Annotated in this window: 21 protein-coding genes; 11 read left to right on the forward strand and 10 right to left on the reverse strand. The window is 39.6% G+C overall.

All coding sequences use genetic code 11. The features are described from left to right. Positions 1-67 precede the first annotated feature (67 nt). From ACFE6N_RS05750 to pdxH, 4 genes are all read right to left on the reverse strand, one after another. Complete coding sequence (locus ACFE6N_RS05750) at positions 68-580, reverse strand: hypothetical protein (protein ID WP_378934673.1); 513 nt, start codon at positions 578-580, stop codon at positions 68-70. A 397-nt stretch (positions 581-977) separates the two neighbouring features. Next, positions 978-2000, reverse strand: coding sequence for a Holliday junction branch migration DNA helicase RuvB (gene ruvB, locus ACFE6N_RS05755; RefSeq protein WP_378934675.1), 1023 nt, complete (start codon positions 1998-2000; stop codon positions 978-980). Between the two features lie 31 nt (positions 2001-2031). Beyond that, positions 2032-2925, reverse strand: a complete 894-nt coding sequence (locus ACFE6N_RS05760) for a 3-hydroxyacyl-CoA dehydrogenase family protein (RefSeq protein ID WP_378934677.1) — start codon at positions 2923-2925, stop codon at positions 2032-2034. Positions 2926-3014: 89 nt separating this feature from the next. Beyond that, complete coding sequence (pdxH, locus tag ACFE6N_RS05765; RefSeq protein ID WP_378934679.1) at positions 3015-3665, reverse strand: pyridoxamine 5'-phosphate oxidase; 651 nt, start codon at positions 3663-3665, stop codon at positions 3015-3017. Positions 3666-3711: 46 nt separating this feature from the next. Between pdxH and ACFE6N_RS05770 the strand changes: the two genes are divergently transcribed. After that, positions 3712-4275: a YqgE/AlgH family protein gene (locus ACFE6N_RS05770; protein WP_378934681.1), complete on the forward strand. Its 564-nt coding sequence runs from the start codon at positions 3712-3714 to the stop codon at positions 4273-4275. Positions 4276-4343: 68 nt separating this feature from the next. Here ACFE6N_RS05770 and purE read toward each other — a convergent pair whose 3' ends face one another. Together purE and ACFE6N_RS05780 are read right to left on the reverse strand one after the other, a co-directional pair. After that, complete coding sequence (purE, locus tag ACFE6N_RS05775; protein WP_378934683.1) at positions 4344-4844, reverse strand: 5-(carboxyamino)imidazole ribonucleotide mutase; 501 nt, start codon at positions 4842-4844, stop codon at positions 4344-4346. A 69-nt stretch (positions 4845-4913) separates the two neighbouring features. Further along, positions 4914-6053: a 5-(carboxyamino)imidazole ribonucleotide synthase gene (locus ACFE6N_RS05780; RefSeq protein ID WP_145854714.1), complete on the reverse strand. Its 1140-nt coding sequence runs from the start codon at positions 6051-6053 to the stop codon at positions 4914-4916. A 54-nt stretch (positions 6054-6107) separates the two neighbouring features. On the opposite strand from ACFE6N_RS05780, the gene ACFE6N_RS05785 reads away from it, so the two are divergent. From ACFE6N_RS05785 to ACFE6N_RS05795, 3 genes are all read left to right on the forward strand, one after another. Continuing rightward, positions 6108-7298, forward strand: coding sequence for an NAD(P)/FAD-dependent oxidoreductase (locus ACFE6N_RS05785; protein WP_378934685.1), 1191 nt, complete (start codon positions 6108-6110; stop codon positions 7296-7298). Positions 7299-7532: 234 nt separating this feature from the next. After that, positions 7533-7775, forward strand: a complete 243-nt coding sequence (locus ACFE6N_RS05790; protein ID WP_378934687.1) for a DUF433 domain-containing protein — start codon at positions 7533-7535, stop codon at positions 7773-7775. Then, positions 7759-8085, forward strand: a complete 327-nt coding sequence (locus tag ACFE6N_RS05795; protein WP_378934689.1) for a DUF5615 family PIN-like protein — start codon at positions 7759-7761, stop codon at positions 8083-8085. The genes ACFE6N_RS05790 and ACFE6N_RS05795 overlap by 17 nt, the downstream gene beginning before the upstream one ends. On the opposite strand, the gene ACFE6N_RS05800 is transcribed toward ACFE6N_RS05795, so the two are convergent. Further along, complete coding sequence (locus tag ACFE6N_RS05800; RefSeq protein ID WP_378934691.1) at positions 8076-8792, reverse strand: hypothetical protein; 717 nt, start codon at positions 8790-8792, stop codon at positions 8076-8078. The two genes, ACFE6N_RS05795 and ACFE6N_RS05800, sit on opposite strands and share 10 nt — an antisense overlap. Before the next feature lie 204 nt (positions 8793-8996). Between ACFE6N_RS05800 and ACFE6N_RS05805 the strand changes: the two genes are divergently transcribed. Beyond that, positions 8997-11207: a B12-binding domain-containing radical SAM protein gene (locus ACFE6N_RS05805; RefSeq protein WP_378934693.1), complete on the forward strand. Its 2211-nt coding sequence runs from the start codon at positions 8997-8999 to the stop codon at positions 11205-11207. A 68-nt stretch (positions 11208-11275) separates the two neighbouring features. On the opposite strand, the gene ACFE6N_RS05810 is transcribed toward ACFE6N_RS05805, so the two are convergent. From ACFE6N_RS05810 to ACFE6N_RS05820, 3 genes are all read right to left on the reverse strand, one after another. Next, positions 11276-11539: a hypothetical protein gene (locus ACFE6N_RS05810; protein WP_378934695.1), complete on the reverse strand. Its 264-nt coding sequence runs from the start codon at positions 11537-11539 to the stop codon at positions 11276-11278. Positions 11540-11681: 142 nt separating this feature from the next. Next, positions 11682-14909 carry an amidohydrolase family protein gene (locus ACFE6N_RS05815; RefSeq protein ID WP_378934697.1) on the reverse strand — a complete coding sequence of 1076 codons (3228 nt, stop codon included), beginning with the start codon at positions 14907-14909 and terminating at the stop codon, positions 11682-11684. 14 nt (positions 14910-14923) lie between these two features. Further along, entirely contained in the window at positions 14924-15892 is a 969-nt protein-coding gene (locus ACFE6N_RS05820; protein ID WP_378934699.1) for a YhcG family protein, read from the reverse strand. A 115-nt stretch (positions 15893-16007) separates the two neighbouring features. Between ACFE6N_RS05820 and ACFE6N_RS05825 the strand changes: the two genes are divergently transcribed. The 6 genes from ACFE6N_RS05825 to thrS all read left to right on the forward strand — a co-directional run bounded on the left by ACFE6N_RS05825 (position 16008) and on the right by thrS (position 24692). After that, positions 16008-17906 (forward strand): ATP-dependent DNA helicase RecQ, encoded by a 1899-nt coding sequence (locus tag ACFE6N_RS05825; protein WP_378934701.1) that lies wholly within the window; start codon positions 16008-16010, stop codon positions 17904-17906. 150 nt (positions 17907-18056) lie between these two features. Continuing rightward, positions 18057-19364, forward strand: a complete 1308-nt coding sequence (locus ACFE6N_RS05830; RefSeq protein ID WP_145854701.1) for an MFS transporter — start codon at positions 18057-18059, stop codon at positions 19362-19364. A gap of 24 nt (positions 19365-19388) precedes the next feature. Beyond that, positions 19389-20126, forward strand: coding sequence for a (Fe-S)-binding protein (locus ACFE6N_RS05835; RefSeq protein ID WP_378934703.1), 738 nt, complete (start codon positions 19389-19391; stop codon positions 20124-20126). Between the two features lie 398 nt (positions 20127-20524). Then, complete coding sequence (locus ACFE6N_RS05840; RefSeq protein ID WP_378934705.1) at positions 20525-21424, forward strand: hypothetical protein; 900 nt, start codon at positions 20525-20527, stop codon at positions 21422-21424. Between the two features lie 132 nt (positions 21425-21556). Next, on the forward strand, positions 21557-22648 hold the full coding sequence (locus ACFE6N_RS05845) for an acyltransferase family protein (RefSeq protein ID WP_378934707.1): 1092 nt from the start codon (positions 21557-21559) through the stop codon (positions 22646-22648). Positions 22649-22766: 118 nt separating this feature from the next. Further along, positions 22767-24692, forward strand: coding sequence for a threonine--tRNA ligase (thrS, locus tag ACFE6N_RS05850; RefSeq protein WP_145854697.1), 1926 nt, complete (start codon positions 22767-22769; stop codon positions 24690-24692). Positions 24693-24702 lie beyond the last annotated feature (10 nt).

The raw sequence follows: 24702 nt of genomic DNA on the forward strand, positions 1-24702 counted from the left end.
AAAGCTGCGCTGATTCATGTCAGCTTGCTTTCTCAATAAAAAAGAGGCTTAAAGCCTCTTTTTTATTTTAATGTCTGCCATGACCATGCTTCTCTCGGTAACCTCTGGATAATAAACTTGTATTTATCCTTTTATCATGGTGTCTATGGTCAACGTGATGTGGTTTATAATGATGCTTTGGTGCGCGGTTTCTGATCCTGTCAACACCGCCGCCATAAGATGAGCGGTAATAGTTATTTCGGCTTACATAAGTTACCCTATGCCTGTGGTAATCACGGTATGGACTGTTTCCGCGCATTACAATTTTTCGTCCGTGATGCAGATCATAACCCCTATACCTGGCAGGTAAATACCTTGATCTGATCCAACGGTTGCCATTCAAATAAACAAACTGCCTTTGAGGGACATAATAGTAAGATTGAACTTCTGGAAGATAATAATAATTAACGTTTTGGTAACCAGCAGGAATCCATGTTGGTTGAGGACCAATGTTCACATTAATATTTACCTGAGCGTTAGATTGATTAGAAGTTAACGCCACGATACCTAAAATCGCGGAGATGATGAATAACTTTTTCATAATAATCCAATTTATTTGTGTGTGGTTCAAACAATTCAAACGCTGTGCCAAAACTTCTATTGTAACAGATATATAAAAAAGGAACTTCAATTTGGTTTTTTTGTTAAACAGCTCGGTGTTTACCGAATGTAAATCATCATGCCCAATTGAGTGAATAAAGCGATGTTTATTGTAAAAGATATTGCTTCTTTCTATTTATTCCGTTCAATACACGTCTGATGGAAATGGTAATGAGTGGTACCAAGCCCTTAAGATCCGGCCTGCGCTGGAATGGCAGTTAATTTTATTTACGGTCTGCACCTCAACCGTAGCAGTGAGGTTTTTGAGGTCAGTCAATAGACTTTTTCATTCGGTTGGACGTTAGTTTAGGTGGCAATTTTGACGCAACCAACGTTTCCTAAAACAGCTTTCCCGTTTGTCCAGGAAAATTTTTCTTTAAATGTTTGTATGCAGCCTCGGTAACTTCTCGTCCACGTGATGTACGCATGATATAGCCTTCCTGAATTAAAAATGGTTCATAAACCTCTTCAATAGTACCTTCATCTTCTCCAACGGCAGTGGCAATGGTCTTTAAGCCCACCGGACCGCCTTTAAATTTATCAATAATTGTAACCAGAATCTTATTATCCATTTCATCCAGACCATGTTCATCTACGTTCAATGCGTCTAATGCATAACGGGCGATTTCGGTTTCGATAGTTCCATTTCCTTTAATCTGTGCAAAATCTCTGGTTCTGCGTAATAAGGCATTGGCTATACGGGGCGTACCGCGGCTGCGTCGGGCAATTTCATAGGCACCTTCATCGCTGATGGGCGTTTTTAATATTTCGGAGGAGCGGAGTACAATTGTCGTGAGTAATTTAGCGTCATAGTAAGCCAAACGGGCATTAATTCCGAAACGGGCTCTCAGGGGTGCTGTTAACAAGCCGGAGCGTGTGGTTGCACCTACTAATGTAAAAGGATTAAGTGATATCTGCACTGAACGGGCATTAGGACCAGTTTCGAGCATGATATCGATTTTGAAATCTTCCATGGCTGAGTATAGATACTCTTCAACCAAAGGGGATAAACGGTGGATTTCGTCAATAAAAAGAATATCACCTTCATCCAGGCCGGTTAATAAGCCAGCCAAATCGCCGGGTTTATCCAATACAGGGCCTGATGTTACTTTGATACCGGTTGCCATTTCGTTGGCGATGATATGAGAAAGTGTGGTTTTACCTAATCCCGGAGGACCATGCAGAAGCACGTGGTCTAAAGCTTCGCCACGGAGTTTAGCTGCCTGAACAAAAATTTTCAGGTTTTCCATCACTTTCTCTTGTCCTGTAAAATCTTCAAATGCCTGAGGCCTTAAAACCCTTTCAATATCGCGATCGGTAGGGGTTAAGTGGCTTGCTTCAGGGTCCAGATGCTCATTCATGCAGCAAATATAAAATTAAATGCTAAAAAAATTAGGATTTTTTAAATTTATCAGAAACAATGAGGTCTTTTGACCCTGAAATGTATTGATAAAAGCCTTCACCAGTTTTAGCACCTTTTTTGCCCGCTGCCACCATGTTTACCAGTAGTGGGCAAGGTGCATATTTCGGGTTTCCGAAACCATCGTTTAATACTTTTAATATCGCCAGGCAAACATCCAGGCCAATAAAATCGGCTAACTGCAAGGGGCCCATCGGGTGTGCCATTCCGAGTTTCATTACGGTATCAATTTCCTGGACACCCGCTACACCTTCGTATAGCGTATAGATGGCCTCGTTAATCATGGGCATTAAAATTCGGTTGGCCACAAAACCCGGATAATCGTTTACCTCCACAGGAACCTTTTCCAGACGCTGAGACAGCTGCATAATGGTGCTGGTTGTTTCATCGCTTGTGGCATAACCTCTTATTACTTCTACTAACTTCATCACCGGCACGGGATTCATAAAGTGCATTCCGATTACCTGCTCACCTCTGCCGGTTACAGCAGCAATTTGAGTAATTGATATAGAAGAAGTATTGGAAGCCAGAATGGCATGTGCAGGCGCATATTCATCTAACTTCCTAAAGATCTTCAGCTTTAAGTCGATGTTTTCTGTAGCAGCTTCAACAATTAAATCGCAATTTTGAACCCCATCTTTTATTGAGGTATAAGTAGTGATATTATCCAATGAAGCTGATTTCTGCTCGTTTGTTAAGGTTCCTTTGGCAACCTGTCTGTCAAGGTTCCTGGTGATGGTCTGCATGGCCTTATCCAACGCAGACTGGCTGATGTCAACCAGGTTGACCTTGTAATTAAATTGTGCAAAGGTATGGGCAATGCCATTTCCCATAGTTCCAGATCCGATAACTGCTATTTGTTTCATTCTTTAATGATTAAACGGAAATTATTAATAAACGATTTGGTAAAAAAGATTTGTTGCAAAACCAATCTATATTAATTTTATAAAAAAGGTTATGGTGCCAACCTGGTTTTTGTCCAGCTTCCTTTTACCAGTTCAAAGTTTATCCTATCGTGCAACCGACTTCTTCGGCCTTGCCAAAACTCTATTCTGGTTGGTTTTACAATATAACCGCCCCAATGTGCCGGTTTAACAATACCCTTTTCGGCACTTTTAGCTTTCAGTTCTTCAACTTTTTCTTCCAGAAATGCCCTGTTTGGAATAATCTGGCTTTGCGGCGAAACTACCGCGCCAATCTGACTGGCAACCGGTCTGGTATTAAAATAGGCTTCCGAGGTTTCTTTATCCAGTTTTTCTACGGTACCTCCAATTCTCACCTGTCTTTCCAATTCGGGCCAGAAAAATACTAAAGCAGCATAAGGATTACGTTTTAGCTCTTTTCCTTTGGCACTTAGGTAATTGGTAAAAAACCGAAAGCCGTCTTTATCAACACCTTTAAGTAAAACAATGCGGGCATCGGGCCTGCCAGCTTTATCTGCAGTGGCCAAAGTCATTACATTAGGTTCGTATATCTGAGCATCAACCGCGTGTTGAAACCAGTTTTGAAACTGAACAATCGGATCTGGATCAACGTCAGATTCATCTAGTGAAGCGCTTTTGTAATCTTGGCGCAGGTTTTGTAGAAATTCATTTGTAACTTGCATTTAACAAAAATAGGCATCTTTTACGGTGTAACAAATGATTATCATCATGCTGAACAATATAAAACCAAAAACCGGTCGCTTGCTCATATCAGAACCCTTTATGGCCGATCCCAATTTTAAAAGATCTGTTGTGTTATTGACGGAACATGGTGCGGATGGGACTGTAGGTTATATTCTTAATCAGGTAGGCAATCTGGTATTGAATGATGTAATTCCCGATTTATGGGATGCCAAAAATTATATTTATTTCGGTGGTCCTGTTGCGGCAGATACCTTACATTTTATCCACAGGTGTTATGACAGGTTACAAAGTGGCGAACCAATCGGAAACGGTATATACTGGGGTGGAAATTTTGAAACACTTAAGATCCTGATTAATACCAATGCGATACAGCAGGACGAAGTGAAATTTTTTATGGGATATTCGGGCTGGGATGGTGGTCAGCTTGATCGTGAACTACAGCAAAATGCCTGGATGGTAAGTGATAACTTTAACCCTGATCTGATTTTTAGTAATGATGACGAAAAACTTTGGCGCGATGTGATTGTGAACCTGGGACCAAAGTATGCTCATATCAGTAATTTTCCGGTAGATCCGAGTTTGAACTAGTTTGGAGTTGGGTGTTTGGAGTTTTGAGTTAACGCTATTGCTCCAAACTCCCAACTTGTGACTCTAAACTAAATGCTATCAGCGCTTTCCTCAACCTTTTTTCTCAACTCATCTTTATAAGCCTGCATTTTAACCGTTAAAGATTCATCAGCGGTAGCTAAAATCTGAGATGCCAGCAGGCCCGCATTTTTAGCTGCATTTAAAGCTACTGTGGCTACCGGAATACCGTTAGGCATTTGTAAGATAGATAAAATACTATCCCAACCATCAATAGAGTTTGATGATTTTACCGGGACACCGATTACGGGTAAGGTAGTGATCGAAGCTACCATTCCAGGTAAATGGGCAGCCCCACCAGCGCCTGCAATAATAACCTTTAAGCCACGACCCTGAGCCTCTTTAGCATAATTGAACATACGTTCTGGTGTTCTATGTGCAGAAACTACCGTAATTTCGTAACTGATTCCAAATTCTTTTAGTACATCAGCAGCATCCTGCATCACCGGCAGGTCTGATTTGCTTCCCATAATAATCCCTACTAATGCTGAATTTGAATTTCCTTGACTCATATCTGTTTTTATTTCTTCTAAATTTATTTCTTTATCCTGCTTTTAGCTCCAATTCGGCGCGGTAGGGGCTTAAGCAATTACCTTTAGTGTTTTTTGTACAAACCTTGCTTTTTCAATCGCTTTTTCCCTGTCGATATCAACAATGGTAACATGGCCCATCTTGCGGAAAGGTTTTGTGTACTTTTTGCCGTATAGGTGAACATACACACCATCTATGGCGAGTACTTTTTCCAGGTTTTCATATTGGGCCACGCCTTCAAAACCTTTTTCTCCAAGCAGATTGATCATAATGGCATTGGTAATGCTGCTGGTATCGCCAAGCGGCAAATTATAAATGGAGCGTAAATGTTGTTCGAACTGAGAAACGTAATTGCCTTCAATAGTCTGATGACCGCTATTATGCGGGCGGGGAGCAACCTCATTCACCAGTAACTCACCGTCTTTACATACAAACATTTCCACCGCTAAAATACCGGTAATATTCATTGCTGAAGCTATATTCTTAGCGATGTTTTCGGCCTTTTGTTGCAAACTTTCAGCAAAAGTGGATGGTGAGATGAGAAACTCAACCAGATTGGCTTCCGGATTAAATTCCATTTCCACCATTGGGAATGTCTTCACATCGCCATTGGCATTACGTGCCACAATTACGGCTACTTCTTTTTCAAAATCAACCAGTTTTTCAACAATGCAAGGTGCATCAAAAGCTTTTTCCAGATCGGAGGCACCATTGATTTTCATTACTCCTTTACCGTCGTAACCATCCTTACGCAGTTTTAATATATATGGAAACGGAATATTGCAGTTTTCCATATCTTCCTTTGTATTTACAATCTGAAAAGGAGAGGTCGGGATATCGTTCTCTTTGAAAAACTGTTTCTGTACTCCTTTATCCTGGATTAAACGAATTACCCTTGATTGCGGAAATACTTTTTTGCCTTCCTTCTCGAGCTGTTCAAGTGCATCAATATTTACCTTTTCAATTTCAATGGTGATGATGTCAGCTTTCTTGCCAAAATTATAAACGGTGTCAAAATCTGTGATGGAGCCATTTTCGAAATAATTGGAAATGTGTTTACAGGGAGCATCAGGATCCGGGTCTAAAACTAATGTGGTTACATTATAGTTTATGGCTTGTTGAATGAGCATCCTGCCCAGTTGCCCGCCACCTAAAATACCTAATTTTAATTCGCTAATCTGTTTTGCCATGCGCTTGAAAATAATGCTACTTTTGTGCAAAAGTAACCATAATAAATTTTATAGATGAATGCTGATGCAATAATTATTGGGGCAGGCGCGTGTGGACTGATGTGCGCAGTGCAGGCAGGCTATCTGGGCAAGAGGGTTATTGTGCTGGAGAAAAATGAAAAACCTGGCGCAAAAATTTTAATTTCAGGAGGTGGCCGCTGTAATTATACCAACCAATTCGCATCAGCAGAGCAATTTATATCGGCCAACCCGCACTTTGTAAAATCTGCTTTTACCCAATGGACGGTTGACGATACCATTAGCTTTTTTGAAACTTATGGCATTGAAGGAAAAGAAAAAACTTTAGGGCAATTATTCCCGGATCAAAAAAATGCCAAAGATGTGGTACAGGTTTTTACGGCTATTTGTGAAGACTTTGGACAGGAAATCAGGTGCAGTGCTGATGTAAAAGAAATTGAAATTCTACCTGATGGCTTTAGGGTTAATTATGAAAGGAATGGTAAAACGGTTGCGCTAAGTGCGGCGAAACTGGTCATTGCCACCGGTGGATTACCGATCCCGAAAATGGGGGCTACTGATTTTGCTTTACGCTTTGCCAGAAAACACAACTTAAAAATTGTTGAAACTGCACCGGCCCTGGTTCCTTTAACCATTACCGGAAAAGACGAAGAGTGGTTTGCACAACTTTCGGGCAATGCCGTTTTTTGTGAAGTGAGCAATGACGAAATATCATTTGAAGAGAATATTCTTTTTACGCACTGGGGACTGAGCGGGCCTGCTATTTTGCAAATTTCTTCATTTTGGAGGAGGGGACAGACAGTCAATTTAAATTTGCTGCCACACCAAAATATAGTTTCGTTATTGGACGCAGAAAGGAAAACAAACGGCAAAACCTTAGTGTCTACATTGCTAAACCGGATTTATACCAGGAAATTTACGGATGCACTGGGCAAATTTTTGCCTCTGAATAAACCCGTTGCTGCACTAACCAAAGGGGAAATTGATCTAATAGAACAAACCATCCACCATTTTAAGGTAAAGCCTGCAGGAGATAAAGGTTATGATAAGGCTGAGGTAATGCGCGGAGGAATCGATACGAACGAAATTTCTTCTAAAACTTTGGAATGCAAAAAAATCCCAAACCTGTTTTTCGGTGGCGAGTGTTTGGATGTAACCGGTTGGCTTGGTGGCTATAACTTTCAATGGGCCTGGGCCAGTGGTTTTGTAATTGCGCAGAATATTTAATGGTTATTAAACCCGTCAGGTTTCAAAAACCTGATAGGTTTGAAGGGTGCTCAATATTTTTTCGAAAATGAGCGTCGTGATACTTCGGTTACTGCAGCTCTGCTATCCCCATAATTCCTCACTACGCTCCGGGTTTTCTGTTCTATCAATTTTATTTAATAAAAAACAGTGCCTTTGGCGAAAACGGAAAAGTTATTAGATTATGCCATTACAATTTAGTAAATTTGATATACTATGGAATCATTAAAAAATATCATTTCAGCCAATACTGATGTTTTAGGCGGTTTGCCTGTTTTTACGGGTACAAGAGTTCCTGTTGAAACCTTATTTTTTCATATAGAGAAGGGAATTACCATTGATGAATTTTTAGAAGACTTTCCAAGTGTGTCTAAGATTCAAGTGGTTAGTGTGTTAGAAGTTGCAAATAAGTTGTTAACTTCTGGTCATATAGATAAAATATATGAGATTGCTTCTTGATGAAAATCTTCCTAAAAGATTAAAAGAACATTTTCCCGAGTATGAAATTTATACCGTTAGGGATATGGGGTGGAATGGCGTTAAGAATGGTGAATTGCTAAAACTAATGATTGCAAATGATTTTCATATACTGATCACGTTCGATAAGAATTTGCAGTTTCAGCAAAATTTCGCAAAGTATACACTGCCGATCATTGTTTTAAATGCATTAGACAATACCTATTTAACGCTAAAAGAACTTGTTCCTCAGGTTTTGTCATTGCAAAAATCCGATCTAAAAGCTGGCGTTAATATTATTACTTACAAATAAATATTTGGCATAATTTCCCATGCCCATGGCTTTTTAAATGTCCTGAAAGTCCTTAACTGTGAAAAATATAAAACTTCGCTGGTTTTCCGGTTGGCAATATCTCTTCTGTGCAGGTTCCCAACAGTGGTAAATAATTCCCGGGTTCTAAAATCATAAACTCTTTCGGTCATGTCTCCTGTGTTCTGATTAAAATAAAGGTTAATCGCGCTGGTTAAAAACCAATCTCCATTTTTAAATTTAAAGGTATAGCCTAATTCCCAGCGCCACTCAGAACCACCCTGGAAACGGAGGTAAAGTTGTTGATCTTTGACCGCAATTTGCTGTAGAGGATCTCCTAATTTACCACCTTCTTCTGAACGTAAAATAAAATCGTTGTTTTGTATAGATAAAGTCAGTGCTCCAGTTGACTGATCTTTGAAAAATATGGCCAGTATCCTGGGTTTCTGTGTTTCCTTTATAATCGAACTATTGTTATCGCCGTATGCCCGTGTTTCGTTGATTGTCTTATTGTATTCAAAGATTACCGCTAAATCATCTGAACCATCGTTGTCTAAATCGCCATGAGCCTGATTTATGGCTGTCCAGTTGACAGGCGTAACCTGTTCAATGGAAGTTCCTTGTGTTTTAATTTTTGGGAATGTAAAGGTTTTCTGTGCAAAGCTGATTTGCACGCACAGCATCAGGAAGTAAAGGCAAAAGATCTTCATCCAGGTAGAAAAAAGGTGTTGATGTAATTATAAAACGTGTTAATCTGCCTTTTAGTTTATTATTCAGTTAAAAGCAATTATCAGGTTCGGCAATTACAAAAACGCAAGAAATTAATTGGAGTTCATTATTCGCTAGCGCGGTAGTCTTAAAATTACAATAATAAACTTCCGGAAATCATGTACTTTTGCAGAAAACAATTCCTTTTGAAAACCGAAATCTTTGCCATTACGCCACCTTTTACCCAACTGAATACTCCATATCCGGCAACGGCGTATATAAAAGGTTTTTTGAACACCAAAAATATCAGTGCTACACAGGCCGATTTAGGAATTGAAGTCATTCTAGAGCTATTTTCTAAAAAGGGACTGCAAGATTTTTTCCGTCACACTGAACGTAATGTAGATAATCAGAAACACATAAGTGATAACGCCAAACGAATCTTCGCTTTACAGGATGAATATTTAAAAACCATTGATGCCGTAATTGCGTTTTTACAGGGCAAGAATCCAACATTGGCTTTACAGATCTGCAGCGATGATTTTTTGCCACAGGCTTCCCGTTTTTTGCAGTTGGAAGAATTAGATTGGGCTTTTGGGGCGATGGGTACGCAGGATAAAGCAAAACATCTGGCCACGCTTTACCTGGAAGACATATCTGATTACATTGTAGAATGCGTAGACGAAAATTTTGGTTTTAGCCGTTATGCTGAACGGCTGGGCAGAAGCGCAAATTCTTTTGACGAGTTATATAACGCGTTATCAAAGGAACCCACTTACATTGATCAGATCTTAATATCAGTTTTAAAGGATAAAATTGAAACAGTTCAGCCTAAACTATTCCTGATTTCTGTTCCTTTTCCCGGCAACCTATACAGTGCTTTTCGCTGTGCACAATGGATAAAGGCCAATCATCCCGAAATTAAAATTTCAATGGGTGGTGGTTTTCCCAATACCGAATTAAGATCCTTATCAGATGTTCGGGTTTTTGAATTTTTCGATTACATTACTTTGGATGATGGCGAGTTGCCTATCGAATTGTTATATCATAATATTACGCACCCTATTCCAACAGAAGCCCACTTTTATAAAAGAACTTTTTTGCTCGAAAAGGGTAAAGTAGTTTATCGCAACGATGCTTTCAGGAACGATTATAAACAGGCTGATGTAGGCACTCCAGATTATACTGGTTTGCTTTTGGATCAATACATCTCGGTAATCGAAATTGTGAACCCGATGCACCGTATGTGGAGTGATGGACGCTGGAACAAACTTACTATGGCCCATGGCTGTTACTGGGGCAAATGCACTTTTTGTGATATTTCACTCGATTACATTAAGGTTTATGAACCTGTTGCAGCCAGGTTAATTGTTGACCGTATTGAAGATTTATATGCTAAAACCGGACAGAATGGGTTTCATTTTGTAGACGAGGCGGCACCGCCGGCATTAATGCGCGAAGTCGCTTTGGAAATTATCCGGAGGAAATTAGCAGTTACCTGGTGGACGAATATCCGGTTTGAGAAAAGTTTTACGCAGGATTTATGCTTGTTGTTAAAGGCTTCAGGCTGCATTGCGGTTTCGGGAGGATTGGAGGTCGCCTCTGATCGTTTGTTAAAACTGATTGATAAAGGAGTAACAGTAGAACAGGTAGCAAAGGTTACCCGTAATTTTACCGAAGCAGGGATTATGGTCCATGCTTATCTGATGTACGGATATCCTACGCAAACCGTACAGGAAACGATTGATAGTTTAGAGATGGTGCGGCAATTGTTTGAAGCTGGAATATTACAATCAGGCTTTTGGCACCAGTTTGCCATGACGGCGCATAGCCCTGTCGGCATGTATCCTGAAAAATTCGGCGTGGTGAAAGATACTGAAGTCATCGGGACCTTTGCGAATAACGACATCAGTTATACCGATAAAACCGGGATCGATCACGATAAATTCAGTTATGGGCTAAAAAAATCGCTGTTCAATTTTATGCATGGTATCTGTTTTGATTACGAATTGCAGGATTGGTTTGATTTTAAAATCCCGAGAACAAAAATTCCTGCTAATTTTATTGAAAAGGCATTGATTGACAGTGATCAGTTTACCACTAAACCTACTGCAAAAGTAATATGGATAGGAGGAAAGCCCTTTGCTGATTATTTTACGAAATCAAAAAAAGGAAATACATGGGAAATGGCTTCGCTTACCTTTCATGATAAAAAGGAAACTTTTGCCATTCAGACGAATAAAAAGGAAGGCGAGTGGTTAACTGCCATTTTGAATAAAATTTCGGTCTCAAATGAAAAAGTATATACTTTTCAGGAAGTTAAGGCAGATTTTGAACAGCAAATGGAGAATTTTGAACTTTTCTGGTATTCTAAACCAATCAATACATTAAGAGCATACGGTTTACTGGTATTATAAAACACTGACGGCTCGTTTTAAAAGATTCTTCACTGCGTTCAGAATGACAAAAACTTATAAAGATATCGCTACATCTTCATTTTAAAGTGCGTCAAAAAGTAAATGATGCAAATGAGTACGATCGAATTTACGATTAAAAGCAACCACGAAATAACCGATTTTCTGTTTTTCATTACCGATATAAACGCGGTGATATAGGCCATTGCAATTAGTGCTAAAAACAGGTTTACAGTCTGAATACCTAAAACGTAATATCCGCTGGAAGAGAATACCGCTATGCTCAAGATTAAGAATATAATTGACGCTATACTATAAAGCTTGTTCGGTTTCATATCGGTATTTATTAGTCTATTAACAATGCAACTACTGTTAACAGTTCGTTTGTTTGTTATTTCTTGATTATAAATGCATATCATCATTTGATGATGATATGCATCTTATATTATTCAATTAGATATTACAGATACTAACTGATTAATCACAATGTGGAACCGTAAAAGTCCAGGTTTCTGATTCCCCATTTGGAATAATGTAACCATTTCCTTTTGCATTCTCGAACCACAGCTTAGCTCTTAATTTTTCTCTGGTTCCTACTTCGTTTAAGGTAGCGCTATCGTAAAGCCGGCCATTAATCATCACATATTTGATTTTTTCAGAGTTCCGGATATCATCCAAAGGATTGGCATCCATAATGACCATATCTGCCAGTTTACCTACTTCTAATGAACCGATTTCTTTGTTCATGCCCAAATAGCTTGCGCCATTTAAAGTTGCCGCCCTAATGGCCTGCATTGGACTAAAGCCCCCCTGAACCAGCATCCACAGCTCCCAGTGTGCTCCCAAACCCTGAATCTGCCCATGTGCGCCGAGGTTAACCTTGGTGCCGCCATCAGCAATTTGTTTGGTGGCCTTGGCAACCTCGATGTGGTTATAATCGCTATATTCAGAGGTGGTTCTTCGTCTTGCCCGTGCATCGATAATTGAACGTGGCGTGTAAGTCATCAGTTTTTCGTTTTCCCAAACGTTGGTCCTGTCATACCAGTAATTTTCGCCCCATTGACCTCCATAAGCTACAATTAACGTAGGGGTGTAGGCTACTTCCGTGTTGTTCCAAATGGTAGTAACATCTTTATATACTGGCAAAACCGGTATACTGTGCTCAATGCCGGTATGTCCATCTGCAACCATGTTCATGTTCGTAAAAAATGTAGAACCACCTTCGGGTACAACTTCCATTTTGAGCTGACGGGCCGCTTCCAGGATCTGTTGACGCTGCTCTCTACGTGGTTGATTATATGATTTAACTGAAAATGCACCCACCGCTTTTAAACGGCGCAGGTGAGCCAGTGCATCATCCAAACTATTAATCACCACTTTAAAATCACCATCTGCACCATACAAAATAGATCCCGTAGAATAAACCCGCGGACCAACCATTCTACCAGCCTTAAGCATTTCACTCTGGCTAAAAACCATTTCGGTATTGCTTGACGGATCGTGCGAAGTGGTTACTCCAAAAGCCAGGTTGGCCATATAACTCCAGTCGCTCTGTGGCGTTATTCCATCCGGACTCGTCCTTAAGTGGGCATGAACATCAACAATCCCCGGCATGATTGTTTTACCATTAACATCAATGGTTTTGGCATTAGCCGGGATAGTTACCGCATCTGCTTTTCCTATCGCTGTAATTTTGTTTCCATCTGTAACGATGGTGCCGTTTTCAATCACTTCATCGCCTTTCATCGAAATAATCCTAGCTCCTTTAAATGCCAGTATCCCCGTAGGAACATCAGATTTCAATACGAGGTTAATATCAATGGCAGAAGCCTCAGTTTTGGGTGTAGTTCCGTCAAAATTGAAGGCACTATTTACGTCGATGGTAAAATACTTTGGGCCTAATGTCCAATGCAGGTTTTTGCTGTCTGCACTCCATTGAATATAGGTTCCGCCATCTGTAGTCACTTTGGTAACAGGGATAGCCTTATTGCCTGCAGAGGCTTCCTGTGCTGTACCAATATTAATCATCGGTGTGATATAAATATTGAATAATTCATTAAATGCCAGCCATTTATTGTCTGGACTAATCACAAACTGGTTTGCATATTGAGAAGTGAAATGAATTCTTTCATTTGCTCCGTTCAGGTCAATACTCTTTAGTGCTTTTTTCCCGTCAGCATAACTCTGGAAATAGATGCGGGTATCGGTATTGTTAAACTGCGGACGGATTCCATTATCCGAAATTAAAGTTTTGGCCCCACCATTGGCTTGCATAAGAAAAATACCTGTGCCACGGCCAAAATTATAGCCTAAAACATCGTTTCCGCTTCCTTTTCTGAAAACGATTTTATCTCCTTTAGTAGAATATTGCGGTGAGTAATAAAACCCTTTTTCATCAGTTAGCATAATGGTTTTTCCCGATTTCAGATCCGTCCGTTTTATTGCTCCACGTAGCTCGTCGCTCCAGGTAGTATAAACAACGTATTTTCCGTCAGGACTAAAGGCCGGTTCGAATTCAAAATCCAGTCCGTTGGTCAACCTTTCCGGTATTCCGGCAGGCAGTTCCTGTTTGTAAAGGTATCCTGCTGCATTAAAAACAACTGTTTTCCCATCGGGCGAGGTGGTTAACTGCCTTAACATTTTTGCCGAAAATTCATTATTGAAAACCTGCTGCTCAAAATGTAACGCTTTTTGTACGGTTTGGATCGTATTTGCCTGAAAAGGTATGGTGGTGTTGATCAAGGTACCAATTTCCGTTTTTCTGATTTTTCCTTTTGCATAAAAAACAATGCTTTTGCTATCTGGTGTCCAGGCAAAATTTGGATAAACCCCAAAAATTGCCCATGTCTCCTGTTGATCATGGGATAAATCTTCATTTATCGGCCATTCTTCTCCGGTTTTGAGATTTTGGACGTATAGCGTAGACTTTAGCCTTACGCGTTTTACGAAAGCAATTAAATTTCCGTCTGGAGAAACCTGCGGACGACAGGCACCGCCCTGTTCATCAATTAAGGTGGTTAATTTTCCGGTAGTTAAATCGAGTTGGCGAATGGCATAAATGGTTCCGTTAGGGTCTTTACTGTATTCGAAATTGGGGCCTGGACTAACGTCTTCGCTAAAGTAAACGAACCTTCCGTCCGGGGAAACATTGGGCTCACCCGCATCCTGCTGGTCGTTTTTACGCTTCGTTAACTGCACACCATCGCCACCGTTAATGTTATACATCCACATTTCTCCTGCACCCAAAGAACGGCTTGCTGTAAAATGCTTACGTGCAATGATGTATTCGCTGTTTGGCATCCACGTGGCATTGTTCAATAGCCTGAAGTTTTCTTTGGTGATCTGTTTTTTACCGGAGCCATCCCGGTTCATGATCCAGATGTTATCTCCGCCACTTTTATCACTCGTGTAGGAAATGTATTTTCCATTAGGGCTAAAGCGCGGCTGAACATCCCAGGCAATACCTCCGCTAATCAGCTTTGCCACACCTCCGGTGATTGGCATTGCGTAAATATCGCCCAATAAATCAAAAACAATTTCCTGCCCGTCGGGACTTACATCCAGGTTCATCCAGGTACCTTCATCCGTATTTAAAGTGAAGTTTTTGGTTGTTCCCTGGTATTTTTCAATGTCCCATTTTTTTTCCTGGGCATTAGCACTGAAAAACAATAGCGAAAGAGCGGCTAGAAAATAAAGGTATTTCATTATATATTGGATGGTTATTTGAATAATTCGTGTATTTTTCTTTGAAGCAATTTTTTGTCTGGCAGCTGCGTTTTGTACTCTGCTACCAGAGTTGGCGAAAGAGTTCTGCACAACGCATATTCTACTATTTCATTATCTTTGTCTTTACAAAGCAGAATGCCAATGCTCGGGTTCTCATTTGACTTTTTAACATCTCTATCTAATGCTTCCAAATAGAAATTTAACTGACCTAAATGTTCGGGCTTAAATTTATCTATCTTTAATTCAAATGCAACTAAACATTGTAAGCCACGATGATAAAAGAGTAAATCAATATAAAAATCACTATTCCCAACCTGTATTTTATATTCTTCGCTGATAAATAGAAAGTCTTTACCGAGTTCAAGAATGAAATTTCTCATTTCTGAGACTAAATTTTTCTGTAGATCGTTTTCGCTGTGGGGTTCGGAAAGATTAAGGAATTCAAATACATACGTATCTTTAAATATGGTTTCGATATCGTTTTGTAAAACTCTCACCATTGGTGAGAGTTTTGTATTCCCCAATATAGATCTTTCATAATGACTAGCAGATATCTGTCTTTCAAGCTCTCTCTTACTATATTTTTCTTTTGAACAAAGTTTTAAGTAGAATTCTTTTTCCTCAATTGATTTTAACCTGGAAAGAATAATCAGATTGTGAGTCCAACTAATTTCTCTCAACAGCGTTGAGAGTTTTGGGTAATCTTTATAACTTTCGTAAAACTGTTTCATTCGCCAAAGATTTTTATCAGAGAAACCCTTTAAATCAGGTTCATTCTTTGATAAAAATTCTGCCAGTTGTTTCACAACTGATTGTCCCCATTCGGCGTTTCTAACTCTGATATGTATATACTCACCAATATTCCAGTATAGGTTTATTAATGTAGAATTAACTGTTTTTAATGCCACTGCCCGGGCATTTTTAATTAAGCTAACAATATCTGCAAACTGCGTTTCTAACATTTAATCCTTCTTATCTAGCAAAGTTAATAATCTTTTCTGAAGATGATTTTTTCAATTTCCAACAATAATAAGTGGCGATTTTGGATTAAATGTATAGTTTTGATACCGCCGATTTATGACAGCAATAGAGATTTTACAGAAATATTGGGGGCACCAGGCTTTTAGGCCGCTACAGGAAGATATTATCGCTTCGGTTCTGGAAGGAAAAGATACTTTAGCGCTTTTGCCAACAGGTGGCGGTAAATCAATCTGTTTCCAAGTGCCGGCATTGGTGAAGGAGGGAATCTGTATCGTGGTTTCTCCACTAATTGCCCTTATGAAAGATCAGGTAGAAAACCTGAAATCGAAAGGGATTGAGGCCATTGCCATTTATGCAGGCATGGGTAAACGCGAAATCGATATTTTGCTGGACAACTGTATTTATGGCAAGGTTAAATTCCTGTACCTCTCGCCAGAAAGATTGCTTTCAGAATTGGTTCAGGTCAGGATTTCTTACATGAATGTTAACCTCATTGCGGTTGATGAAGCACACTGTATTTCGCAATGGGGCTACGATTTTCGTCCGCCATATCTGCAGCTATCCAAACTGCGCGAAATCTTACCAGATATCCCGGTTTTAGCGCTTACTGCAACGGCTACTGAATTTGTACGGAAGGATATTGTAGAGAAACTGGAAATGAAAGATCCACAGGTCTTTGTAAAAAGCTTCGCCAGGGATAATTTAAGTTATGTGGTTGTTGATCATGAGGATAAATATAAAAAGCTGATCAATATCTGTAAAAATGTTAAAGGTACAGGTTTAGTGTATGTTCGCAACCGACGGGAAACCGCAGAGGTGGCCAATTTTATAAACCGAAACGGAATTAAAGCCGATTTTTACCATGCCGGACTGGAACGCGATGTACGCTTTCTGAAGCAGGAAGAGTGGAAGAATAATAAAACCCGGATCATGGTGGCTACTAACGCTTTCGGCATGGGTATTGATAAAGCAGATGTTCGTTTTGTGGTGCATCTGGATTTACCTGAAAGTTTGGAGGCTTATTACCAGGAGGCAGGCAGGGCAGGTCGTGATGAAAAAAGAAGTTACGCCGTTTTATTGGCCAATCGATCCGACATTATGGGCCTGGAGTCGCGGTATTTGGATAGCTTTCCCTCGCCAGATGAAATCAGAAAAACCTATCATTATCTCGGCAACTATTTTCAATTGGCATTTGGAGCGGGTGAAGGTTTAACCTTTCCATTCGATATCGCTGATTTTTGCAAACGGTTTAATGTAAATGTTTTAAAAACAATTTCTGCACTAAAGTTTTTAGAACATGATGGCTATCTTACCTTTTCTGAAAGTGTTTTTTTACCTTCCAGGATAATGTTTATTGCCGGCCATGAGGATGTTTATCGTTTCCAGATTGAAAATAAGGCTTATGATGGAATAATAAAGACCATTTTACGCTCTTATGGAGGCGCTTTTGATGGTTTCGTTAAAATTAATGAGGCGGATTTGGCCAAGAGAACAGGTTTATCTTATAATGATATTATTGCTTTGCTGAATAAATTGCAGACCATTGAATTGCTTACCTATATCCAGCAAACAGATCAACCGCAGTTGCAGTATGTTAGACCGAGGGTAGATATGGATCACTTTGACCTGGATGTAAAATACCTGGAACTGAGAAAAGAGATTTTACACAAACAGATTAATGCGGTGGTAGCTTATGCCTCATCTAATTTGTGCAGAAGCATTCAATTGCTTAATTACTTTGACGAACATCATACCAAAAAGTGTGGTGTCTGCGATGTTTGTCTGGCTGAAAAGAAAGCCGAAAACCACCAATCTGAACGTGAAGAAATCGATTATGAAATTATTTCTTTGCTCCAACAACAAACGCTCAGCCTTGATGATTTGGTTAGTCATATTAAAAATGGCACAGAAACAGATAGAATTGATGCTATAAGAGAGTTACTGGATGCAGGGAAGATTAAAACTGATGGGAAGAAGTATTATTTGGAGATGTGAGATGTGAGATGTGAGATGTGAGATGTGAGATGTGAGATGTGAGATGTGAGAAAAATGCCTGTCAAGTTAGCAATAAAATATTAGTTTTGTAATGAACTATTTAACCAGTATCCTCAAACAATCAGTGCAGTTTTCCTAAGCGAAAAATAAATGATAGAAAAAGACAATAAGAAAACCATACGCTCATGGGCTTTCTTCGACTGGGCAAATTCTGCCTATAATTTAGTTATTACCTCGACCATTTTTCCTGTTTACTACGTTGCCATTACCACAACCAAACTGCATGGCGACGAAGTAACTTTTTTTGGTAAAACGGTTATAAATACCGTACTATCGAACTATGCACTTGCTGTAGCTTACTTATTAATGGTCGTATTGCTGCCGGTATTATCTTCTTATGCTGATGCAAAGGGTAAAAAGAAATTCTTCATGAAATTGTTTACCTATATCGGATCATTCTCCTGTATGGGTTTGTTTTTCTTCAAATTAGAAACTTTAGAAGCTGGAATTATATGCTTCGTTCTGGCCGCGATGGGTTATGTGGGCGGTGTAATGTTTAACAATGCTTATTTGCCGATAATTGCTTCAAAGGATAATCAGGATAAAGTAAGTGCTCAGGGGTTTTCATACGGCTATATCGGCAGTGTGATTTTACAGCTGGTCTGTTTTGTTTTTGTACTAAAACCGGAACTGTTTGGAATTACGGATCAGTCATTACCAGCTCAGATATCGTTTCTGCTGGTTGGGATATGGTGGTTTCTATTTGCCCAGATACCTTTCAAGGCATTACCGAAAGATGTTCCTAACGCAGGATACATTAACAAAGGAATCATTAAAAGCAGTTTTGGTGAATTTGCAAAGGTTTGGGGCCAGTTAAAGCAAATGAAGTTTTTGAAAACCTATTTAATTGCTTTCTTCTTTTATTCAATGGGCGTGCAAACCATTATGCTCGCTGCTGCCGGTTTCGGTGCAAAGGTTTTAAAACTGGAATCGGGCAGCTTAATTGCTGTGATCTTAATCATCCAGCTTGTTGCAATTCTGGGTGCGTGGTTAATGTCGATTTTAGCCAAAAAACTGGGAAATATTAATGTTTTGATGATTGTTGTATTGATTTGGATAGGTTGTTGCATTTATGGATATTCCATAACAAATCAATATCAATTTTACGCTTTGGCCGCCATTGTTGGTCTGATTATGGGCGGAATACAATCTTTATCCCGTTCCACTTATTCTAAACATATTCCGGAGCACACAACCGACACTGCTTCATTTTTTAGCTTCTACGATGCTACAGAGAAACTGGCAATTGTAATTGGTTTATTTAGTTTTGCATTTATTGAGGGTTTAACCCATAATATGCGCCAATCCATTATCGCTTTGGCATCCTTTTTTATAGTTGGATTGGTATTTTTAGCATTCCTGAAAAAAACCGAGCGCAATGAAACCGCAAAATTGTAAGTTTGCAGACTAAAGAATTTGTTGATGAAAGTAGAATTGTTTGTTCCCTGTTTTGTAGACCAGTTATATCCCGAAACCGCTTTCAATACGTTGAGATTATTAGAAAAGTCGGGATGTAACGTAACATACAACTCGAAACAGACTTGTTGCGGCCAACCGGCCTATAACGCGGGTTATTGGGATGAAGCCAAACAGGTAGGAACTAAATTCTTGAACGATTTTTCCGAAAATACTTATATCGTTGCTCCCTCTGCATCGTGTGTGGGAATGGTAAAAGGTGGTTATAACGACCTGTTTACCAATACCATTGTTCACAATAAATGCAGGAGTTTGCAATCCAACATCTGGGAATTATCCGATTTTTTGGTTAAGGTGGCGAAAAAAGATTATTTCGGTGCCGAGCTGGAAGGGAAAGCAGTGTATCATGATTCTTGCAGTGCGTTACGCGAGTGCAAAATTAAAGACGAGCCGCGTCACTTACTTTCGAAAGTACATGGACTGGAAATGATCGAAATGGAGGATACGGATATGTGCTGTGGCTTTGGCGGAACATTTGCCGTTAAATTTGATGCCATTTCATCTGCAATGGCCGAACAGAAAGTGAACCATGCCCTGGCTAAGGGTGCTGATTATATTATATCAACGGATCTTTCTTGTCTTCTGCACCTGCAAGGTTACATTGATAAAAATAACCTGCCGATCAAAACCATGCATATTGCGGATGTGCTTTGTAATGGCTGGCTGGAGAGTACGGAATATTAACTTAAACATAAACGGTTTGATTTTCTCCATGGTCTGTGTCCTCACAGACCATTTCCATTGTAATTAAAATTTCGGTCTGTGAGGACACAGACCGAGGAAAACTGTTTTAGGTTAAATAAACCCGACCGACAGCGTTATCCCGATTTAAAGATCGATTTTAGAATAAAGTCGATTTAATCGGGATTAAGCAAAGGACGGGACTATCGTTACCGAAAAGCTTGTGCAATTGGTTTCCAAAAAATCTATTGTAAAAAATAAATTACATCTGCTTTAAATAGCTTGAGCAGGCCATATCGAGGTTGACTTTAACACAATTTAACACGTTTGAATTATAATCTAAAATATCTTTGTTAAACCTTTTTTAAGCTTTCGTATCTAATCCACAAAACAAAATCATCATGAACAAAATAACCTTCGCTCTACTTGGATTTTTATCAATTGTATCGGTTGCGCACGCACAAAAGAAAAAAACTTCGGGAGCTATACAGTTTGAAAACACCATAGATCCTGCAGCTATGGCTTCAGCCAATGGCATACAGTTAACTGATCAGATGAAAGCGAGGATGCCTTCATCAAGCAAAACCAATTTTGAATTATTATTTACGGCAACCAATGCCAGTTATATGCCGGTTGAAGAAACGGAAGATAGCAACGGTGCAGGCGGTGGCGGCGGCGGAATGGGCCGGATGATGATGCGTTTTGGTGGCGGCGGCGGCAATCGGGAATACTATTACAACTTTGCTGATAAAAGTTTAACTGAAGTATTCGATCTGAATGATACGACTTATTATATGCCGAGCAAGTTAACCCTATCTACTTCCGGTCCAATTTCTTCCTTCAGAACGGGCGGTGGCAACTCAAATGATACGACAAGGGCAAAAATAGCTCAGGCTCCAAAAATTGAAGTGGTTAAAACTGACTCAACCAAACAGATTTTAGGTTTTACCTGTCACCAGGCCATTGTAAGATCGACCAGGGCCATCAAAATTTTAGACATGGATAAAAATGTGGTGGAAGAAACCAAAATCTGGTATACCAACGATTTAGGTTTCGATTTTTCTCCTAATCCAAATATGTGGACAGAAGGTGCGGTATTGGCTATTGAGGGTAGAGGGAACAGCTCGATTGCCAAGAGCATTGAATATAGAAATGTAAGTGCAAAAGATGTTACTGCACCTAAAAAAGCAAAATTGATTACCCCTGAAGAATATAAAACCAAGATGGAAAATATGATGAAGCGTTTTAGGCAGAACAGACCAGCAGGTGGCGGCCAGGGAAGAGCTTTTGGAATAAATTAATTGAGAATCAAATAATATATATCAAGCCCTGAAGTTTTTAAGCTTCGGGGCTTTTTTTGTATCATTTTTGAAGCGATTATTTGTAATGCTGACATATTTCCTATAATTGGGTTCAGATAAAAGCCTAACCAAGTGATTATAGCAGAAAACAGGGCAGAGTTGCTCCACACCAAACAACATTTTGAAATTTTGGATGGATTGAGGGGCATAGCGGCCATAGTAGTGGTCATTTTCCATTTTATGGAAATTGCCATTACCGATTATAGCAAAAATTTTATCGGTCATGGTTACCTGGCTGTTGATTTCTTTTTCTGTTTATCGGGCTTTGTCATTGCGTACGCCTACGATAACCGGGCGGCGCACATTGGTATTACGCAATTTTTTAAACTAAGACTAATCCGTTTACATCCTTTGGTGGTTGTTGGTGCTGTGTTGGGCCTGCTAACCTTTTTATTTGATCCTTTTAGTGATTTTTACCCTGTTTATGGCTTCGGTAAAACAGCTTTGTTATTTTTAACCTCTGCTTTCCTCATCCCATACCCAATTATGCCGGAGCGTTACACCAATTTATTTTGTTTAAATGCACCAGCATGGTCACTGTTTTGGGAATATATCGCTAATATATTTTACATCCTGCTGCTTTATAAAATCAATAAAAAGGCATTGATAACTCTTACTTTGGTTGGGGCAGCAGTGCTTTGTTACGTAGCTGTACAATCTAAAAATCTCAGCGGTGGCTGGGGCGGACAAAATTTCTGGGACGGTGGAGCAAGGGGATTGTATTCATTTTCAGCCGGTATGCTCGTTTACCGGTTTAACCTTATCATTAAAAACGAATTAGGGTTTTTGGGAATTACTGCACTATTATTGGTAGCTTTTTTATTTCCTTTTAATGATGATTATAATTGGATTAGCGAATCTATAATTGTGTTGCTCTATTTTCCATTATTGGTCTCGCTAGGTGCGGGCGCAACGTTGGGTCCGGCTTTAAGAAAGATCTGCAGATTATCCGGCGAAATATCTTATCCGCTTTATATGACGCATTATCCATTTATATGGGTTTATCTTACCTATGTAGCAGTGGATAAACCTAAAGGTATGATGCTTTTTGGTGTGATTCCGGTTTCGGTAATCCTGCTTGTTATTTTAGCTTACCTCATTATGCGGTTTGTTGATACACCTTTACGTAAATATTTGAAAGGTAAATTAGTAAGTGGAGCCTGAGGTGATATGGATTGAATCTTGCTTTTTGATCAATAAAACCATATCTTCGCACAAAATAAAATCACATTGTAAGTGATCTTTAAAACTTTTTTATTTAAAATTTAAATCATAGTTGTAGATGATTAACATTACTTTACCTGACGGCTCGGTCCGTCAGTACGAAAAGGGCACTTCTGCCCACCAGATTGCATTATCAATTTCTGAGGGCTTAGCCCGTAACGTGTTAGCCGCTGAGGTTAATGGCGAAGTTTGGGATTCAACCAGGCCGATTGAATCAGATTCTACAGTAAAACTGTTGACCTGGAATGATGCAGCTGGAAAATCTACTTTCTGGCATTCTTCTGCACACTTAATGGCAGAAGCGCTGGAAGCGCTTTACCCCGGCACTAAATTTGGTATTGGTCCGGCAATTGAAACCGGTTTTTATTATGATGTAGACTTTGGCGACCGCGAATTTTCTTCGGATGATTTCAAAGCCATTGAAACCAAAATGATCGAACTGGCTAAACAAAAGGAAACTTTTGTGCGCGAAAGTGTAAGCAAGGCTGATGCGGTAAAGTACTTTACCGAAAAAGGCGATGAGTATAAATTGGATTTAATTGATGGCCTTGAAGATGGTAAAATTACTTTTTATACCCAGGGTTCATTTACCGATTTATGCCGTGGCCCACATATTCCCAATACTGGTTTTGTAAAAGCCGTAAAACTAATGAATGTGGCTGGTGCTTACTGGAGAGGTGATGAAACTAAAAAACAGTTAACCCGCATTTATGGGGTTACTTTTCCTAAGGCAAGCGAGCTTACCGAATATCTTTTAATGATTGAGGAAGCAAAAAAACGCGACCACCGTAAATTAGGAAAAGAGCTGGAGCTTTTTGCTTTCTCTGAAAAAGTAGGTATGGGCTTACCGCTATGGTTGCCTAAAGGAACTGCTTTGCGCGAACGTTTGGTGAACTTTTTAACTAAAGCACAGGCTAAAGCAGGGTACGAGCAAGTAGTAACACCACACATTGGGCACAAAAACTTATATGTGACTTCTGGTCACTGGGAAAAATACGGTAAAGATTCTTTCCAGCCAATCAAAACTCCGCAGGAAGGAGAGGAGTTCTTCTTGAAACCGATGAACTGCCCGCACCACTGTGAGATTTATAAAACCAAACCACGTTCTTACAAAGACCTTCCGGTTCGTTTTGCAGAGTTTGGTACTGTTTACCGTTACGAACAAAGTGGTGAGTTACATGGTTTAACCCGTGTACGTGGTTTTACCCAGGATGATGCGCATTTGTTCTGTATGCCAGAGCAGGTGAAAGACGAGTTTAAAAAAGTGATCGATTTAGTGCTTTATGTATTTAAATCCTTAGGTTTTGAAAACTATACCGCACAGGTTTCTTTAAGAGATCCTGAAAACAAATCGAAATACATTGGCTCTGATGAAAACTGGAAATTATCAGAGACGGCCATTATCGAAGCTGCTGCAGAAAAAGGCTTAAACACTGTGGTAGAATATGGTGAAGCTGCGTTTTATGGCCCTAAGCTCGATTTTATGGTGAAGGATGCCTTGGGAAGAAAATGGCAATTGGGTACTATTCAGGTCGATTATAATCTACCTGAGCGTTTTGAATTGGAATATACCGGTAGTGATAACCAGAAGCACAGGCCGGTAATGATTCATCGTGCGCCTTTCGGTTCACTGGAGCGATTTATTGCTGTTTTGATCGAACATTGTGCCGGAAACTTCCCGTTATGGTTAAGTCCTGAACAGTTTATTATTCTTCCTATTTCAGAAAAATATGAAGAATATGCAAAAAAAGTTTTAGATGAACTAAATAATTCCGATATTCGCGGGCTGATTGACTTTCGTGATGAGAAAATCGGTCGCAAAATACGCGATGCGGAAGTTAAAAAGATCCCATACATGCTCATTATCGGCGATAAAGAGATGGCAGAAGGAAAAGTTTCTGTTCGTAAACATGGTGAGGGAGATTTAGGCGAAATGACGTTGGAAGAGTTCAACAATTTATTAAGAAAAGAAATAACAGTTTAAATTAAAATAA

It is taken from the genome of Pedobacter sp. BG31 (genome assembly GCF_042464845.1).
Classification (GTDB): domain Bacteria; phylum Bacteroidota; class Bacteroidia; order Sphingobacteriales; family Sphingobacteriaceae; genus Pedobacter; species Pedobacter suwonensis.